Consider the following 17697-nt stretch of genomic DNA (forward strand, 5'->3'; position numbering starts at 1 on the left):
GCGGGTCGCCTTCGCTTGCGCTTCCGAGGTCTGTCCGGGTGGGCGTACTTCGTTCCTGTGCCGTCGCTCGGTGGGTTTGCGCAGTTCCCCGCGCCCCTTTGGGGCGCGTTCTGTTTGTTCTTCGGGTCGGTGCCGGTCGGGATTCTCCGTCCTCGATCCGACACGCTCGGTACGACGTACATGTGGTCCTACTGAAGAGCATCGGAGTCTGCGGGCAGAGATTCCCGCCCACCCCCTTCGGCAGCCGTGCGAGTCCGCGAGGAGGGTGGTTGAACCCCGATCCCGCAGACTGAGAACAGCCCCAGGTGGGCGCCCCTTCAGGGGCGCGGGGAACTGCGCACCCCCGGACGTACCCGCACGGGCGTTGGTACGCCCAGCACAGGAAACCCAGGGGCGCGGGGAACTGCGCACCCCACGAGTGACGGCACAGGGACGAGTGCGTTCAGTCGGACAGACCTCGGGAGCGTGAGCGAAGGCGACCCGCCCGGGCGTCGGTACGCCCGGCACAGGGAACCCGGACGCGGGGGCGAATGACGGGCTGGGGAGGACAAGGGGGCTTCGGGGCGGGAAGCTGGTGCGGGTGGGTGCATCCGGTGGGCGGGGCGGGACGGAAGTCCGGGTGAGGGAGGACGCAGAGCGGTGCGGCGGCAGGCCGACCGCGTGAGCACGGGAGGCCACGATGCCCGACGGGACCCCACCGCTGCGCTGCCTCGTCACCGGGGCCAGCGGATACATCGGCGGACGGCTCGTCCCCGAACTCCTGGACGCGGGTCACCAGGTCCGCTGCCTGGCCCGCAACCCCGCGGCACTGCGCGACCACCCCTGGTCCGCCGACGCGGAGACGGTCCGCGGCGACGTCACCGACGCCGCGTCGACCCGTGCCGCGCTCCAGGACATCGATGTCGCCTACTACCTGGTGCACGCCCTCGGCGGCGGCTCCGGCTTCGAACGCACCGACCGTGACGCCGCCCGCAACTTCGGTGAGCAGGCGCGTGCCGCGGGCGTCCGCCGGATCGTCTACCTCGGCGGACTCACCCCCGCGGGCGTACCCGAGCACGATCTCTCGCCCCATCTGCGGTCCCGCGCGGAGGTCGGCCGCATCCTGCTGGAATCCGGCACCCCCACGACGGTGCTGCGGGCCGCCGTCATCATCGGCTCCGGCTCCGCCTCGTTCGAGATGCTGCGCTATCTGACCGAGCGGCTGCCGGTCATGGTCACCCCCAGCTGGGTCAGCACCCGCGTCCAGCCGGTCGCCGTCCGGGATGTGCTGCGCTACCTGGTCGGCAGCGCCCGGATGCCCGACGACGTCAACCGCTCCTTCGACATCGCGGGGCCCGACATCATGACGTACCGGGACATGATGGCCCGCTACGCCGAGGTCGCCGGACTCCCGCGACGGCTGATCCTGCCCGTGCCGATGCTCTCGCCGGGGCTGTCCAGCCACTGGATCGGACTCGTCACCCCCGTCCCCCGGACCATCGCGCGTCCGCTCGCCGAATCCCTGCGCTACGAGGTCGTCCAGCAGGACCACGACATCGCCCGCTACGTACCCGACCCGCCGGGCCACCCCCTGCCCTTCGACACCGCGCTGTCCCTCGCGCTGCGCCGGGTCAAGGAGGCGAACGTCACCACCCGCTGGTCGTCCGCCTCGACCCCCGGTGCCCCCAGCGACCCGCTGCCCACCGACCCCGACTGGGCGGGCGGCAGCCTCTACACCGACCGCCGGGAAGCCGTCGTCGACGCGTCTCGGGACGCGCTCTGGCGGGTCATCGAGGGCATCGGCGGGGACAACGGCTGGTACTCCTTCCCGCTCGCGTGGGCCGTGCGCGGCCAGCTCGACCGGCTCGTCGGCGGGGTGGGGCTGCGCCGGGGACGCCGGGACGCGGACCGGCTGCGCGCCGGGGACTCGCTGGACTTCTGGCGGGTCGAGGAGATCGAACCGGGACATCTGCTGCGGTTGCGCGCCGAGATGCGGCTGCCGGGCCTCGCCTGGCTGGAGATGACCGCCGACCGCACCGACGACGGCCGCACCCGCTACCGGCAGCGCGCGCTGTTCCATCCGCGCGGCCTGCTCGGGCACCTCTACTGGTGGAGCGTCTCCCCGTTCCACTCCGTCGTCTTCGGCGGGATGGCCCGCAACATCGCCCGGACGGCGGAACGCGCGCCGAAGGCCGTCCCTGACCCCGCGGGCACACCTCCCACCGGCTGACCGCCCGTCCCGGTGCATCCAGGGACCGGGGCCCGGCCGAACAGGGCGTACCCGACCCGGCCCGACCAAGGAATGGCGCCATGACCGTCTCCGTCGTCCTGTTCACCTCCGACCTCCGACTGCACGACCATCCGCCGCTGCGCGCCGCGCTCGACGCGGCCGAGGAGACCGTGCCGCTGTTCGTGCTGGACCCGGGTGTCGAGGCCGCGGGATTCGGCGCGCCCAACCGGCGGGCGTTCCTCGCCGACTGCCTCCAGGATCTCGACGCCGCGCTGCGCGACCGGGGCGGTCGGCTCGTCGTCCGCACCGGTGACCCGGCGGACGTGGTGCGCGAGGTGATGGCGGCCACGGACGCCCGGGAGGTCCATGTCGCGGCGGGTGTGAGCGGTTACGCGGCCCGCCGGGAGCAGCGGCTGCGGGAGACGGTCGAGGCCGCGGGCGGGCTGCTGCGGGTCCATGACGCGGTCGTCACCGCGCTGCCGCCGGGCGCCGTCACCCCGCAGGGCTCCGACCACTTCGCCGTCTTCACGCCGTACCACCGCCGCTGGGCCGAGCAGCGGCTGCGCGGTCCGCTGGCCGCGCCCCGGAAGGTCCGGGTGCCGCGGGATGCGGGATCGGACCCCGTCCCCACGCGTGCGGCGGTGACCGGGGTGTCGCCGGGACTCACCGAGGGCGGGGAGCGCGCGGGACGGGCGCGGGCCTCCCGCTGGCTGCGCGGACAACTCGCCGGTTACGAGGACGGGCACGACGACCTGCCCGGCGACCTCACCTCACGGCTCTCCCCCCATCTGCACTTCGGCACCCTGTCGGCCACCGAGCTCGTGCACCGGGCCCGCAAGGCGGGCGGGCCGGGTGCCGAGGCCTTCGTCCGCCAGCTGTGCTGGCGGGACTTCCACCACCAGGTCCTCGCGGCCCGCCCCGGCGCCGCGACCGGTGACTACCGCACCAAGCACGACCACTGGCGCACCGGAGCCGGCGCGGACCGGGACGTGGCCGCCTGGAAGGCGGGCCGCACCGGCTACCCCGCCGTGGACGCGGCCATGCGTCAGCTCGCCCACGAGGGCTGGATGCACAACCGGGGCCGACTCCTCGCCGCGAGCTTCCTCACCAAGACCCTGTACATCGACTGGCGGACCGGCGCCCGGCACTTCCTCGACCTGCTGGTCGACGGTGACCTCGCCAACAACCAGCTCAACTGGCAGTGGGCGGCCGGGACCGGCACCGACACCCGGCCGGGCCGCGTCCTCAACCCGGTCCGCCAGGGCAGACGCCATGACCCCGACGGGGTGTACGTACGGCGCTGGGTGCCCGAACTCGCCGGGCTCACGGGCGCCGCCGTCCATGAGCCGTGGAAGCTGGCGGCATCCGAACGGGCCCGCTACGACTACCCCGAGCCGATCGTGGAACTGGCCGACGGGCTGGACCGCTTCCGGGCGGCCCGGGGCAAGGACTGAGCGGGGGACGGCGGATCAGTCGAGTACGCGTCCGCCGTGGTAGACGAGTTCGTACGCGCGGGTGCCGTCGGGCAGCGTGATGTGCTCGGTGCCCCGGAAGCGGTTCACCTCGCCGGTGGTCTCGTCGTGATAGACGAAGCCGCCGACGGTGTACCGGAACCCTCCGAGGAAGCGGCCCTCCGCGTAGAGGGCGGTGAGCGCCTCCTGGATGACCTCGCCCGCCGTGTGGGCGTCGATTCCCCCGGTCAGCAGGTACCCGTGGTAGTTCATGCCCCAGACCGGCAGGTCATGGGAGTGGACGGTCTCCTGCCCGAGGAAGTCGGTGCCCCCGAAGTAGCTGTCCCGGTAGACGAGTCCGTCCTCCCGGTACTCCAGGTCGTGCGAAGCGGTGCGGACCGGTGCGATCCTGCCGCCGCCCGCGGCGTACGTGGCGGACTTGGCCCGCACGATGAAGGACTCCAGCTCGGAGGGGGTCGGTGCGGCGTGGGTCTGAGTGCTCATGGCCGGAAGTTGTAGCAGAGGGGTGTGACAACGCCCCGCGGGTCAGGCGGCGGTCCGCAGGGCGGGGCGCTCGTCCGGTGCCAGGCTGCCGCGCAGCCGGTGCAGGCCCCGGCGGACATGGCTCTTGACCGTGCCGAGCGGAAGCCCGGTGCGCCGGGCGATCTGGGCCTGGGTCAGATCCTCGTAGAAGGCCAGGCACAGCAGATCCCGCTGGACGGGTGTCAGACCACGCAGCGCCTGGGTCACCAGCACCCGGTCGAGAGCGGACTCCGGGTCCGCCTCGGGCCGGGACGGCTCGGGGGCCGCGACGGCCGCCGCGGCGGCGGCCAGGGTGCCCCGCCGGGTCCGCGCGGACAGCGCGTCGGCGGTCTTCCGGCGGGTGATGCCCACGATCCAGGCCACCAGCGGTCCGCGCTCCGGACGGTATCCGGCCCGGCCCCGCCACACCGCGAGGAACACCTGCTGGGTGACGTCCTCCGCCTCCCTGGCGTCACCGATGGCGCGGGTCGCCAGGGTGTGCACCAGGGTTCCCCAGCGGCGGTAGGCATCGGTGAGGGCGTCCGGGTCGCCCGCGACCAGAGCGGCCGACAACCGCTCGTCCTGCCCTGTCTCCTCGGCCGGCGCACGCCGGGGGAGCGCGCTGGGTGCTTCGCGCGGTACGTCGGTGGCCACCACGGTGACTCCTCTGAGCTGGCGTGCGGAATACGGATGACGGCGCGCTCGGGCGCCGCCGCCCGGTCCGACCCTCGGGTTCCCCGTACATCCGGCGCAACACGCGTCGTTTGTGCGTCGGTCCTAGGCTGTGGGCATGCCCCACCGCACTCCGTCGTCCCCCGCGTCCCGGCGCACCGCCCGCCCGTCCACGACGATCACCGTCGCGGCGGCCGACCCCGACCCGGTATCCGCCGCCGTCACCGGGGACGGCGGTCCGGCCGCCGTGCCCGACACCCCGTACGGCGCCGCGCTCACCACCGGTGCCGTCGCCCGTCGGCTGGGTGTCGCCCCGACCACACTGCGGTCCTGGGACCGCCGCTATGGGATAGGACCGGTCCACCACGAGGGCGCCAAGCACCGGCGCTGGACCCCGGCGGACATCGCCGTCCTGGAGACCATGTGCCGCCTCACCGCGGCCGGCGTGCCCCCGGCGGAGGCCGCACGGACGGCCCGGTCCGCCGCGGTGGCCCCTTCCGGTCCGCCCGGCGCCGTCGCCGCGGCACCCGCCGAGGCTCCCACCGGCCCCGACGCCCCGCCGGACGGTCCCGCCGACGGCCCCGCGCGCCGTCCGGCCCGCCCGGGCAACTGGGGCGCGCTGCCGCTCGGCCGGGTGCGTCCGGAGTGCCGGGGCCTCGCGCGGGCCGCCGTCCGGCTGGACTCCGGGGCCGTCGACGCGCTGCTCGGCGAGGTGCTCGCCGCACACGGACTCGTCACCGCCTGGGACGAGGTGATGATGCCCGCGCTGCGCGCGGTCGGCCGGAAGTGGGAGACATCGGGGGAGCGGTACGTCGAGGTGGAGCATCTGCTGTCGTGGCACATCTCGTCCGCGCTGCGCCGGGTCCCCGCGCGGCCCGTCCCGCCGCAGCCCGGTCCGCCCGTCGTGGTCGCGTGCGCGCCGGGCGAGCTGCACACCCTGCCGCTGGAGGCGCTCACGGCGGGCCTGGCCGAACGGGGCGTGCCGGTAAGGATGTTCGGCGCGGCGGTGCCCGCGGACGCCCTCGACGAGGCGGTCCGGCGGGCGGGTCCGGCCGCGGTGGTGCTGTGGTCGCAGTCCCGTGCGACCGCCGGCCGCGCGCTGGTCCGGCGCGTCGGCGGTATGACCTGGGGCGTACGGGGCGCCCGCACCCGGGCGACGGTGATGGCCGCCGGGCCCGGCTGGGCGGGTGCCCCGGTCGAGGGCGCCGTACAGCCGACGAGCCTCGGCGAGGCGCTGCGGATGCTCGGCGCACTGTACGGGCGGGACCTGCCCGGGTGAGCGCGGAACCCCCCGAACGGGGGTTCGCCGCTCTCGAAGCCGCTGTTAGCGTGGCCGCTTGAGCGAAAAGGGAGCAGCACCGCACATGAATCCGACCACATTCCGCATCGGCGGGGACCTGACCGTGCGCAGGCTCGGCTTCGGCGCGATGCAGCTGCCGACCGAACCCGCCGCCGACCGGGCCACGTCCCTCGCGGTCCTCCGGCGGGCCGTCGACCTCGGCGTCACCCTGATCGACACCGCCCATATGTACGGCGGCGGCGCCAACGAGGAACTCGTCGCCGAGGCCCTGCACCCCTACCCGGACGGACTGCTCGTCACCACGAAGGTCGGGCTCGCGCGTTCGGCCGACTCGGGGGAGTGGGGCCTGGACGGCCGCCCGGCCGTGCTGCGCGACCAGGTCGACCTGGCCCTGCGGCGACTGCGTACCGACCGGATCGAGCTGCTCCAGCTGCACCGCGTCGACCCGGAGGTCCCCTTCGCCGATCAGCTCGGCACCCTGGCCGACCTCCGTACCGAGGGGAAGATCGGCCGGGTCGGACTGTCCGAGGTCACCGTCGCGGAACTCGCGCGCGCACGGGAGATCGTCGACATCGCGAGTGTCCAGAACCGCTACAACCTGCTCGACCGTGAGCATGACGCCGTGCTCGACGCGTGCACGGCCGCGGGCATCGCGTTCCTGCCGTGGCGGCCGATCGTCTGGGGTGGCGCGGGGGAGCGGGAGGAGGTCGCCGCGGTGGCCGCGGAGCTCGGCGCCACCGCCACCCAGGTCGCCCTCGCGTGGCTCCTGGACCGCTCGCCCGTGGTCCTCCCGATCCCGGGCACGTCCCGGATCACGCATCTTGAGGAGAACGTGGCCGCGGCCGGGCTGACCCTGGACGCGGACCAGCGGCGGCGTCTGACGGAGCTCGCCCCGGGTCCCTGACCCGCGTCTGACCGTCTTGCGCTCCCCAGGTCTCCGGTGCCGGGCGTACTTGTCCCGGCCCCGTCACTCGGTGGGTGCGCAGTTCCCCGCAGGTCGCCTTCGCTCGCGCTTCTGGGGTTCCACCCCTGGGCGTACTTGTGCCCGTGCGAGCCGTCCGTGGGTGCGCAGTTCCTCGCGCCCCTGGATGCTGCCCCTTCGGGCTTGTTCTTCGGGTGCGGGGCTGTCCTCGTTATTGCGCAGTTCCCCGCGCCCCTGACGGGGCGCCTCATTGCTGCTGTCTTTCGGGTGCGGCCCCCCTCCTCCCGCAGTCGCGCTGCTGCGGGAGGGGGTGGGCGGGAATCTCTGCTCGCAGACTCCGATGCTCTTCAGTCGGGTAACGACACGTCGTACCGAGCGTGTCGGATCGAGGACGGAGAATCCCGACCGGCACCGACCCGAAAGACGGCAGAACGCGCCCCAAAGGGGCGCGGGGAACTGCGCGAAACCCACGAACGACGGCACAGGAACGGAGTACGCCCAGCACCGCGTACCCAGGGGCGCGAGGAACCGCGCACCCCACGAGCGACGGCACAGGAAACAAGTACGCCCAGCCCAGGAAACCTCAGAAGCGCAAGCGAAGGCGACCTGCGAGCGCACCCCCGATGGGCCGGTGGTGTGGAACGTGGCCCACCCCCGGTGGGTTTCGGGCCGCCCACCGCACCGCGCTGGTAGGCCAGACGCGTGGCACCCGAACAGCTTGCCGCACGGCACCCCGCATCCAAACGAGGCCCTCGTCCCGAACAGGTCCCGGGAGACAGCCGAACCACGCGACGAGAGGATGCGCGATGCGTCGCACCGCAGCGCAGGACCACCCCGCCGCCGCCCCCCGCCCGCCCACGGGCCCCGCGTCGCTGCGCGAACCCCCGCCCGGCCACCGCCGCGTACCGTCCCCGGAGAGCGAGGCACGGCTGATCGACTCGGACGTGCCCGCCGCCGTCGGACGCACCCTCGCCGCCGTGCTCGGCGAGCGGCGCCGGGAAGCCGCGCACCTCGACCCGCTCTTCGCCCGCGACCTCGCGGAACGGGTCGCCCGCTTCACCCTGGACGGCGGGAAACGGCTGCGGTCCCAGTTCCTGTGGTGGGCCCTGCGTACCTGCGGGGCCCACCCCGGCACCGTCGCCCCCGCGCTGCGGTTCGCGGCGGGCCTCGAACTCATCCAGACCTGTGCCCTCGTCCATGACGACGTGATGGACGGCTCACCGCTGCGCCGGGGCCGTCCCGCCCTCCACACCGCCCTGCGCGAGCAGTACGGCTCCGGCGCGCGGCGCCCCGGCGGCACCGACTTCGCCAGCTCGGCCGCCGTCCTCGCCGGGGACCTCGCACTGGCCTGGGCCGATGACACCGTCGCCGACACCGACCTGCCGGACGCCGTACGTGCCCGGGTCCGTGCCGAATGGCGGGCGCTGCGCACCGAGATGGTCGCCGGGCAGTACCTCGATCTGCACGGCCAGGTGACGGGCGCCCGATCCCGCGCCCAGGCACTGCGGGTCGCCCGGCTCAAGAGCGCCCTCTACACGGTGGAACGGCCCCTCGCGCTGGGCGCGGCGCTCGCCGGGGCCGACGAACGCACCGCGCGGTCCCTCGGCGCGGCGGGCCGCTGCGCCGGGATCGCCTTCCAGCTCCGCGACGATCTGCTCGGGGTGTTCGGGGACCCGGAGGCCACCGGCAAACCGTCCGGTGAGGACATCCGGGAGGGGAAGCTGACCTATTTGACGGCGGTGGGCCGGGCTCGCGCGCAGTCGTCCGGGGACCGGGCGGCGGTGGCCGTCCTCGACGCGGCACTCGGGGACCCGCAGCTCTCGGCCGACGACCTCGACCGGGTCCGCGCCACGCTCGTGATGACCGGGGCGCGGGAGGTCGTCGAGGCCCGGATCGACCACCTCGTCACGCTCGCGGGCCGCCATCTGGCGGCCGTGACGGGCGGCTCGCCCCGGGCCGCCGAACGCCTGGGGCACCTGCTCGCCACGATCGCCCGCGGCGACCCCCCGCCCGACCGCCCCCCGGCCCCCGACCCGCTTCCCCCACCCGTCTCGAACGAGCCCGCCCCCGCCCCGGACGAGCCCGCCCCCCGCGGCGGCCCGTCGGACCCGCCCCGCCCCCCGGCGCGTCCCGCGTCCGTCGCCGGGCGCCCCCGCACCGCACCCCACGAAGGAGCATCCCGATGAGAGCCCTGAAGGGACCCACCGACCATGTCGTCGTGGTCGGTGCCGGACTCGGCGGGCTGGCCGCCGCCCTGCATCTGCTCGGCGCCGGACGGCGGGTGACCGTCGTGGAACGGCACACCGGGCCCGGCGGCCGGGCCGGGACGATGACCCGGTCCGGGTACCGGATGGACACCGGGCCGACCGTCCTCACGATGCCCGACCTGATGGCGGAGCCGTTCGAGGCCGTCGGGGAGAACCTGCGCGACCGGCTCGACCTGATCCCGCTCCACCCCGCCTACCGGGCCCGCTTCGCCGACGGCTCCGCCCTCGACGTGCACACCGGAGCGGCGGCGATGGAGGCCGAGATCCACCGGTTCGCCGGAGCCCGCGAAGCCCTCGGATACCGGCGGCTGCGGAGCTGGCTGGAGGCGGTCTACCGGGCGCAGAAGGCCCGGTTCATCGACACCAACTTCGACTCGCCGCTCGGTCTGCTGCACCCCGACCTCGTACGGCTCGCGGCCCTCGGCGGATTCGGCCGCCTCGACGCCCGGATCGGACGGTTCCTCTCCGACGAACGGCTGCGCAGGGTCTTCTCCTTCCAGTCCCTGTACGCGGGTGTCGCACCGGCCCGCGCGCTCGCCGCGTACGCCGTCATCGCGTACATGGACACCGTCGCCGGGGTGTACTTCCCGCGCGGCGGGGTGCACGCGCTGCCCCGGGCCATGGCCGACGCGGCGGCCGACGCGGGCGCCGACCTCCGGTACGGGAGCACGGTGACCCGGCTGGAGCGGCGCGGCGAGCGGATCACCGCCGTGCACACCGAGGACGGCCGGATCGCCTGCGACGCCGTCGTCCTCACCCCGGACCTGCCCGTCAGCTACCGGCTGCTCGGCCGCGCCCCACGGCGTATCCGCCCGCTGCGGCACGCCCCGTCCGCCGTGGTGCTGCACGCCGGGACGGACCGCACCTGGCCGGACCTCGGGCACCACACGATCTCCTTCGGCGGCGCCTGGAAGGAGACGTTCCGTGAACTGACCCGCACCGGGCGTCTGATGAGCGACCCGTCCCTGCTCATCACCCGGCCCACCGCCACCGACCCCTCCCTCGCCCCGCCCGGCCGCCATCTCCACTATGTGCTGGCGCCCTGCCCCAACACCGACATCGGACCGGGCACCGACGAGTGGCGGCGGCTCGGACCCCGCTACCGGGACGCCCTGCTCACCGAGCTGGAGGGGCGGGGGATGCCCGGCCTGGCCGCCGCGATCGAGGAGGAGTGCCTGGTCACCCCCGTCGACTGGACGGCCGAAGGACACGCGGCGGGCACCCCGTTCGCGGTGGCGCACACCTTCGCGCAGACCGGCCCGTTCCGCCCCCGGAACCTGGTGAACGGCACCGCCAACGCCGTACTCGCGGGCTGCGGCACCACCCCCGGGGTAGGCGTACCGACGGTGCTGCTCTCCGGCAAGCTCGCCGCCGCCCGGGTCACCGGCCCCCGTCCGGTCCGTCCCGGCCGCCCCTCGACCGTCACGGCCCCCCGCTCCCCGTCCGCCAAGGAAGGCCACCGCGCATGACGGACCGTGAACTGGACGCCGCCGGGATCACCGACCCCGCCCTGCGCGCCGCCTACACCCGCTGCCGCACGCTCAACGCCCGCCACGGCAGGACGTACTTCCTCGCGACCCGGCTGCTGCCCGCCGCGCGCCGGCCCGCCGTGCACGCCCTGTACGGCTTCGCCCGCCGGGCCGACGACATCGTCGACGACCTCGGCGCCACCGCCACCCCCGGTGAACGGGCCGACGCCCTCGACGCCCTGCACCAGCGGCTGCTGGCCGGGCTGCGCGGCGCACGCACCGGGGAACCGGTCGTCACCGCCCTCGCCGACACCGCCGCCCGGTACGCCATCGACCCCGGCCTGTTCAGCGACTTCATGACGTCGATGCGCAGCGACCTCACCGTCACCGACTACGCCACCTACGCCGAGCTGCGCCGCTACATGCACGGGTCCGCCGCGGTGATCGGCCTCCAGATGCTGCCCGTCCTCGGGACCGTCGTCCCCCGCGCCACGGCCGAGCCGTACGCCGCCGACCTCGGGGTCGCCTTCCAGCTCACCAACTTCCTGCGGGACGTGGGGGAGGACCTGGACCGGGGCCGTGTGTACCTCCCCGCCGATCTGCTCGCCGCGCACGGCGTCGACCGGGACCTGCTGGGCTGGAGCAGGACCACCGGGCACCGCGACCCGCGGATCACCGCCGCCCTCACCGACGCGGAGGCGCTGACCCGCCGGGTCTACACCGCCGCCGCGCCCGGCGTCGACCTCCTCGACCCGGTGTCCCGGCCATGCGTGCGGACGGCGTTCGTGCTGTACGGGGAGATCCTCGACGCCATCGCGGCCGACGGGTACGCGGTACTGCACCGCAGGGCCGTGGTGAGCGACCGGCGGCGGGCCGCCGTCGCGCTCCGGGGATTCACGGGCGCCCTGTTCGCCCGGGGCCGCGCCCGCTTCCGGACGGCGCCATCCCCGTCGCCCGCCCCGATGCCCTCCGCTTCGGCAGGCTCCGGGAGGGGTGCCGCGTGACGGATCCGTCCTCCCCCCGGCGGCCCCGGGTCCCGCTGCGGCTGCGCCGTACGGTCGTGCCCTGGGAACACATGCGTCCCACCTGGCGGGACGCGCGGCCCGCGCTGATCGCCCAGGCCCTCGAACGGGCCCAGGCCCGCCCCTCCGGCAACTGGTACGTCGTCGGTGCCTCCCGTGACGTGCCCCGGGACCGGCCGCTCGGCCGGACCGTGGAAGGCACGGAGATCGTCGTCTGGCGGGACGCGACGGGCGGGCTGCGGGCCGGGCCGGGCGCGTGTCCCCATCTCGGGGCACCCCTCAAGGACAGTCCGGTGCGGTGCGGCACGCTGGTGTGCCACTGGCACGGGATGGCCCTCGACGGGCGGCCGTTCGCGGGCTGGGAACCGTATCCCGCGCACGACGACGGGGTCCTTGTCTGGGTCCGGCTCGACCAGGTGGGCGGCGAGCCCGCCACCGAACGCCCCGTGGTGCCCCCTCGGCCGGACCTGGCGCGGGGCGTGGTGGACGCGGTGTACACCGCCGTCGGCCGCTGCGAACCCGAGGACATCGTCGCCAACCGGCTCGACCCCTGGCACGGTGCCTGGTTCCATCCGTACTCCTTCGTGGACCTCACGGTGGTGAGCGCGCCGACCGACGGGGCGGCGGAGGACGACGACGCGTTCGTGGTGGACGTCTCGTTCAAGGTCGCCGGGCGGGCCGTCGTCCCGGTGCGGGCGGAGTTCACCGCGCCCGAGCCGCGGACCGTCGTCATGCGCATCGTGCGGGGGGAGGGGCTGGGGTCGGTCGTGGAGTCCCACGCGACACCGCTCGGGGCGGACGCGGCGGGGGTGCCGCGTACGGCGGTGGTGGAGGCGGTGATCGCGGCGTCCGACCGGGCCGGGTTCGGGGTGGCGCGGGCCGTGGCGCCGGTGCTGCGGCCGCTGGTGCGGAGGGCCGCGGGGCGGCTCTGGCGGGACGACCTGGCGTATGCGGAGCGCCGCTGGCGCCTGAGAGCGGCGGGCCGCTTCCCGGGCTGACCCCGCCCCCCACGGGTGTCCTCCCCCCGCCCCTGGGTCTCCTGTGCTGGACGTACTTGTCACTGTCCAGGTCGTCCGTGGGTGCACAGTTCCCCGCGCCCCTGGGTTTCCTGTGCTGGACGTACTTGTCCCTGTCCGGGTCGTCCGTGGGTGCGCAGTTCCCCGCGCCCCTGGGTTTCCTGTGCCGGGCGCACTTGTTCCTGTGCCGTCGCTCGTGGGGTGCGCAGTTCCCCGCGCCCCTGAGGTCGCGCCCCTTCCGGTTCCCGTTCGGCTGCGGATGGCCCGTGGTTGCTCGCGCAGTTCCCCGCGCCCCTGGATGCTGCCCCTTCGGGCTTGTTCGTCGGGTGCGGGTCTGCCCTCGTCTTCGCGCAGTTCCCCGCGCCCCTGAGGTCGCGCCCCTTCCGGTACCTGCTCGGCTGCGGATAGCTCTTGGTTGCTCGCGCAGTTCCCCGCGCCCCTGACGGGGCGCCCCATTCCCGTTGTCTTTCGGGTGCGGGCCCCCCTCCTCGCGCGGTCGCGCTGCTGCGGGAGGGGGTGGGCGGGAATCTCTGCCCGCAGACTCCGACGCCACCAGTGGGGTCACCTTCCCGTCCCTACCGAGCGCGTTGGAGCGAGGACGGAGAATCCCGACCGGCACCGACCCGAAGAACCGGCAGAAGGCGCCCCAAAGGGGCGCGGGGAACTGCGCGAAAACGAGAACAGGCCCGCACCCGACCGACAGCACCAGGCAGGCAGCGCCCCCAAAGGGGCGCGGGGAACTGCGCGAGACCACCGAGCGACGGCACAGGGACGAAGTACGCCCCGCCGGACGGACCTGGGAAGCGCAAGCGAAGGCGACCCGCGGGGAACTGCGCGAAACCCACGAGCGACGGCACAGGGACGAAGTACGCCCCGCCGGACGGACCTGGGAAGCGCAAGCGAAGGCGACCCGCGGGGAACTGCGCGAAACCCACGAGCGACGGCACAGGAAAGCAAGTACGCCCAGCCGGACGGACCCCGAACGCACCAGCGAACGCCTACGCGGAAAACGCTCGGGTCAGGGCGCGTAGGGCCGGGGTGCGGCCTTGGGTGGGGACGGACCAGAGGTGCTGCCCCCCGACCCCCCACCGAGCCAACTGCAAGTTCGCCGCCAGGAACCCACTGGTCGCGGCCCGCTCCATCAGCGCCACCGGCAGCCCCGTCCGCACATGATCCCCCGCCAGGCTCACCGCAGGGTCCGGCGTCCGCACCGCGGGCCGCTCCCGGTACCCCCCGACGGGGAACAGCGGACAGTCCGCCCGCCATTCATGCCGCTGGTCGACGACCCGGGCTTTTGAGGTCTCCGGGTAGACCCGGTGCAACTGCCTGATCAGCGCGCGTTCCTCCGTCGCCCGGTCGGCCCCCGGATCGAGGGCGTACGCGTGCAGCTCCACCACCGCCCCGCCCCGCCGGGCGGCCCACCGCGCGGCCTCGCCCTCCCAGCGGTCCAGCACACTGATGTTGTCCAGCGAGCCGAACCCGCTGGTGCCCAGGAACCCGGGCCGGTCCGCGGCGACCGGCCGGTCCAGCCACAGCCGGGAGACCAGGAACGGCGGCGCGGTCCGCAGCGCGAGGACCCGTTCCCGCCAGGGGCCGTCACCGAGGCGCGGCGAGGCGGCGACGAGCCGGGTGAGCCCCGCGGGGTCCAGCGCCAGCACCACCGCGTCGTACCGGGTGCTCCGGCCGTCGCCCGTGACGGACACCCCGCCGTCGTCCAGGGGCGTCACCTCGTCGACGCCCGACCCGGTGCGCACCTCGGTGCCGTGCCCGGTCAGATATCCGGCGAGCGGGTCCCACAGCGCCGCCGGGAACGGCTCGGCGGGCACGTCGAACAGCAGGCCCTCGCTGGAGCCGAGGAAGTAGATGTGGAACATCAGGGCCAGCTCCGCCGCGGACAGCTGCCGGGGGTCGGCGAAGAAGCTGCGGGAGAACACCTCGAACGCCAGATGCCGGGCCGCCGCCGGGAACCGCACCTGCTCCAGGAAGTCCCAGGCGCTGATCCCGTCCAGCCGGTCGTACACCCCGGGCACCCCCACGTCCAGCAGCGGCAGCGCGGCCCGGGGGTTCATCCGGGCCAGGTCCCGCCAGCCGAACGACGGACTCAGCGCGACGAAGCCGAGCGCGCTGAACGGCGGGGTGCGCGGGACCCGGGCGAACCCGTCGGTCTGTCCGTCGCTGTGCAGCAGCGGGTAGTCGGGGAGCGGGCGCAGCACGTCCAGTCCCGGGTCGACCCGCCGCAGCAGCCCCCGCAGGTTGTAGTACTGCCGGAAGAACGCGTGGAAGCCGCGGCTCATGGTCGCGGTGGACCCGTCGGCCAGCCGGACCGGCCAGCCCGCGAGCCGTCCGCCGAGGACGGGCTCGCGCTCGTACAGGGTGACGCGGACCCCCCGCTCGGCGAGCGCGGTCGCCGCGGCGAGCCCCGCGATCCCCCCGCCGACCACGGCCGCCCGGGGCGCGGGCCCCTCGACCCGGGGCCGCCCGGCGGCGGCGCGGACGACCACGGCCCGGCGGTCGCGGCCCCGGCGCGGCGCCGGACGGCGGATGCCGCCGGCGCCGGTGAGATACGTGTTCACGCCGCTCCTCCGCCCGGGGCCGCCGCGACGACCGTGTGGACGACACCGGTCTGCCAGCCGGACACGGGCAGCACCCGCACCCGCTCGAACCCGGCCCGCCCCACCCGCTCACCGAACGCGGGCGCCGTGTCGAAGCGGGTGACACTGCTCAGCAGATGCTTGTACAGCACCCGGTCGCCGGTGAGGGTGCCCGCGGGCAGGACCACCCCGGCGCACACCGCCCGCCACACGGCGCGGTGCGCGGGACGGCCGCTCAGCGTGTACTCGTGCGCCGCGAAGCGCCCGCCGGGCGCCAGCAGGGCGCGCAGCGAGGTCAGTACCCGGTCGGGGTCGGTGAGATTGCGGAACAGATAGGCCGCGAACACCGCGTCGAAGGGCCCTCCGACCTGGTGGTCGCAGAGCGCCTCGGCCGGTGAGCGGACGAACGACACCGACGGCGGCCAGCGTTTCGCGCGGGCCCGGTCCAGCATGCCCTCCGACACGTCGACGGCGGTGATCCGGGCCCGGGGCGCCACGCTCAGCAGCGCGGCGGTGGACGCGCCGGTGCCGCATCCCAGGTCCAGTACGCGCAGCCCGGCGCCCCCGTGGGGCAGCCCGAGGCGCCGCGCGGAGCGCCGCAGCTGGGCGTGGTAGCCGGGGTTGACGGCGACCAGCCGGTCGTAGGTGCGGGACGCGTGGTCGAACGCGTCCGACAGGTCGTCGTCGCGCAGCAGTGTCATCACGGTGACCCTTCACGGTGGGGGGTGGGAGGGGGCGGGGACGCCGGTGCGGCGGGTGCCCCGGGATGGGGGCGGCGCCGCAGCAGCGGGAGTTCCAGGGCGGTGCGCAGCATCGGCAGGACGGGGGTGCGCAGCCCGATCGACACATCCCGTACGGGCCCGGTCCCCCCGTCGAGGAACCGCAGCAGGACCGGGGTGGGGACGGTGCGGAACAGCCGGGCGAAGAAGTCGGCGCCCCCGACCCGTCCGGTGTCCAGGGCGCGCAGCAGCACGGCGTCCATGGCCCGGGAACGGGCGCCGTGCGCGGGCGGCGGCAGGGGCGTGCGGCCGGAGCGCAGCGCGGCGGCGACCGCGCGGGTCTGGCGCTGGGTCCCGGCGAAGGTGTACCCGGTCGCGGGCCGGGTCGCGCCGCCCGCGGCCCCGATCGGGAACACCGAGGCGCCGGTGCGGCGCGGCAGCCGCGCGTCCGTCATCGGGATCACCCCGTGCTCGGTCCCGGTGACCGTGTAGCGCCCGACCCCCAGGACCGTGCCGAGGTAGTGCCGCAGCGCCCGGTCGTACGCCGCGTCGCCGATCACCCCGGGGGAGAACTCCGTGTACTCGACCAGCGCGGTCCGGGGGCCGGTGGGCAGGACGTACCCGAAGGACAGGCCCCGGTCGGGCTGCGGGGTCCGGAAGTCCATCAGGTCGGCGGTACCGGGGCGGAACACCGGGTCGTCCGTCGTCACGAACCAGCCCCGGAAGTGCTGGAGCAGCACGGTACGGGCCGGGGGCAGGACGCGCGGCGGGCGGGAGTCGAGGACCCAGCGGGCCCGCAGCCGCAGCGGGGAGCCGTCCGCGCGGGTGCCCACCACCTCCGCGCCGCCGGGCGAGTCCACGACGGTGTCGACGGTGGCCGTCACCCGGCGTACCCAGGGCACCTGTGCGAGCCGGGCGCCGACCGCCGCCTCGAAGTCGGTGGACCGCAGCATCTTGTACCGCAGCGGGTCCGTCCGCCGGACCTCGCCGCTCCCGTCCGGCGCCCGGACCCGCAGCCGGTCCCAGGACGCGGTGAGCAGATGGTCGTAGGGACCGCCGGGCGGCTCCCAGTAGCACCAGGTCCGGGGCGCGGGCCGCAGCGGACCCCCGGGGGCCTCGACCAGGGTCACATCGAGCGGCCCGCGATCCGTCCCCGTACCGCGATCCGTACCGGAACCCGTCCCCGTCCCCGTACCCGGGCCGCTGCCCGGCGTTCCCGGCGCGGTCAGCCAGTGCGCCAGGGAGAGCCCGGCGGCGCCCGCCCCCACGATCACCACGTCCGTACGGGACATCCCGACCCGCCTCCCCTTCCGCTCGCCCCGGGGTCCCGGGCCGCCGCCCAGGCCACGGCGTGCCTGCCGCTCACGGTGATCCCCGTCCGGCCCGTCCGCCGACCATTCCGGCCGCGGCGGCGCACCGGATGCGCCGCACGGCACACGATTCCGTGCCGGACCGCTCCGGGCACGACGACGTGCCGGGGCCGGGGCACCGGAACGGATCGGAACGGAACCGGACCGGACCGGGCAAAGCCGGGCGG

The 17697-nt window shown here is 75.1% G+C and carries 13 protein-coding genes; 8 read left to right on the forward strand and 5 right to left on the reverse strand.

The window, feature by feature from the left end; all coding sequences use genetic code 11:
• Positions 1 to 679: 679 nt before the first annotated feature.
• Entirely contained in the window at positions 680 to 2209 is a 1530-nt protein-coding gene (locus tag OG711_RS32415; RefSeq protein WP_073791936.1) for an SDR family oxidoreductase, read from the forward strand.
• 80 nt (positions 2210 to 2289) lie between these two features.
• Complete coding sequence (locus tag OG711_RS32420; protein WP_329562073.1) at positions 2290 to 3663, forward strand: cryptochrome/photolyase family protein; 1374 nt, start codon at positions 2290 to 2292, stop codon at positions 3661 to 3663.
• Positions 3664 to 3678: 15 nt separating this feature from the next.
• Here the strand turns inward: OG711_RS32420 and OG711_RS32425 are convergent, their stop codons facing one another.
• Together OG711_RS32425 and OG711_RS32430 are read right to left on the reverse strand one after the other, a co-directional pair.
• Positions 3679 to 4164, reverse strand: a complete 486-nt coding sequence (locus OG711_RS32425; protein WP_329562075.1) for a DUF5680 domain-containing protein — start codon at positions 4162 to 4164, stop codon at positions 3679 to 3681.
• Between the two features lie 42 nt (positions 4165 to 4206).
• On the reverse strand, positions 4207 to 4839 hold the full coding sequence (locus tag OG711_RS32430; RefSeq protein WP_405674282.1) for a sigma-70 family RNA polymerase sigma factor: 633 nt from the start codon (positions 4837 to 4839) through the stop codon (positions 4207 to 4209).
• A gap of 133 nt (positions 4840 to 4972) precedes the next feature.
• On the opposite strand from OG711_RS32430, the gene OG711_RS32435 reads away from it, so the two are divergent.
• From OG711_RS32435 to OG711_RS32460, 6 genes are all read left to right on the forward strand, one after another.
• Positions 4973 to 6133 carry a MerR family transcriptional regulator gene (locus tag OG711_RS32435; RefSeq protein WP_329562079.1) on the forward strand — a complete coding sequence of 387 codons (1161 nt, stop codon included), beginning with the start codon at positions 4973 to 4975 and terminating at the stop codon, positions 6131 to 6133.
• A gap of 85 nt (positions 6134 to 6218) precedes the next feature.
• Complete coding sequence (locus OG711_RS32440; protein ID WP_329562081.1) at positions 6219 to 7058, forward strand: aldo/keto reductase; 840 nt, start codon at positions 6219 to 6221, stop codon at positions 7056 to 7058.
• A gap of 824 nt (positions 7059 to 7882) precedes the next feature.
• On the forward strand, positions 7883 to 9262 hold the full coding sequence (locus OG711_RS32445; protein ID WP_329562083.1) for a polyprenyl synthetase family protein: 1380 nt from the start codon (positions 7883 to 7885) through the stop codon (positions 9260 to 9262).
• Positions 9259 to 10812: a phytoene desaturase family protein gene (crtI, locus tag OG711_RS32450; protein ID WP_329562085.1), complete on the forward strand. Its 1554-nt coding sequence runs from the start codon at positions 9259 to 9261 to the stop codon at positions 10810 to 10812. Before OG711_RS32445 ends, crtI begins: the two co-directional genes overlap by 4 nt.
• On the forward strand, positions 10809 to 11816 hold the full coding sequence (locus OG711_RS32455) for a phytoene/squalene synthase family protein (RefSeq protein ID WP_329562087.1): 1008 nt from the start codon (positions 10809 to 10811) through the stop codon (positions 11814 to 11816). Before crtI ends, OG711_RS32455 begins: the two co-directional genes overlap by 4 nt.
• 71 nt (positions 11817 to 11887) lie before the next feature.
• Positions 11888 to 12832: a DUF5914 domain-containing protein gene (locus OG711_RS32460; protein WP_405675061.1), complete on the forward strand. Its 945-nt coding sequence runs from the start codon at positions 11888 to 11890 to the stop codon at positions 12830 to 12832.
• A gap of 1016 nt (positions 12833 to 13848) precedes the next feature.
• On the opposite strand, the gene OG711_RS32465 is transcribed toward OG711_RS32460, so the two are convergent.
• From OG711_RS32465 to OG711_RS32475, 3 genes are read right to left on the reverse strand one after another with little or no spacing between them, the layout of a single operon-like run.
• Positions 13849 to 15423 (reverse strand): FAD-dependent oxidoreductase, encoded by a 1575-nt coding sequence (locus tag OG711_RS32465; RefSeq protein ID WP_329562091.1) that lies wholly within the window; start codon positions 15421 to 15423, stop codon positions 13849 to 13851.
• Positions 15420 to 16142 (reverse strand): class I SAM-dependent methyltransferase, encoded by a 723-nt coding sequence (locus OG711_RS32470; protein ID WP_329562093.1) that lies wholly within the window; start codon positions 16140 to 16142, stop codon positions 15420 to 15422. The genes OG711_RS32465 and OG711_RS32470 overlap by 4 nt, the downstream gene beginning before the upstream one ends.
• On the reverse strand, positions 16142 to 17452 hold the full coding sequence (locus OG711_RS32475) for a lycopene cyclase family protein (protein ID WP_329562095.1): 1311 nt from the start codon (positions 17450 to 17452) through the stop codon (positions 16142 to 16144). The genes OG711_RS32470 and OG711_RS32475 overlap by 1 nt, the downstream gene beginning before the upstream one ends.
• Between the last annotated feature and the right edge of the window lie 245 nt (positions 17453 to 17697).

Origin of the sequence: Streptomyces uncialis, assembly GCF_036250755.1 — a bacterium.
Lineage (GTDB): Bacteria > Actinomycetota > Actinomycetes > Streptomycetales > Streptomycetaceae > Streptomyces > Streptomyces uncialis.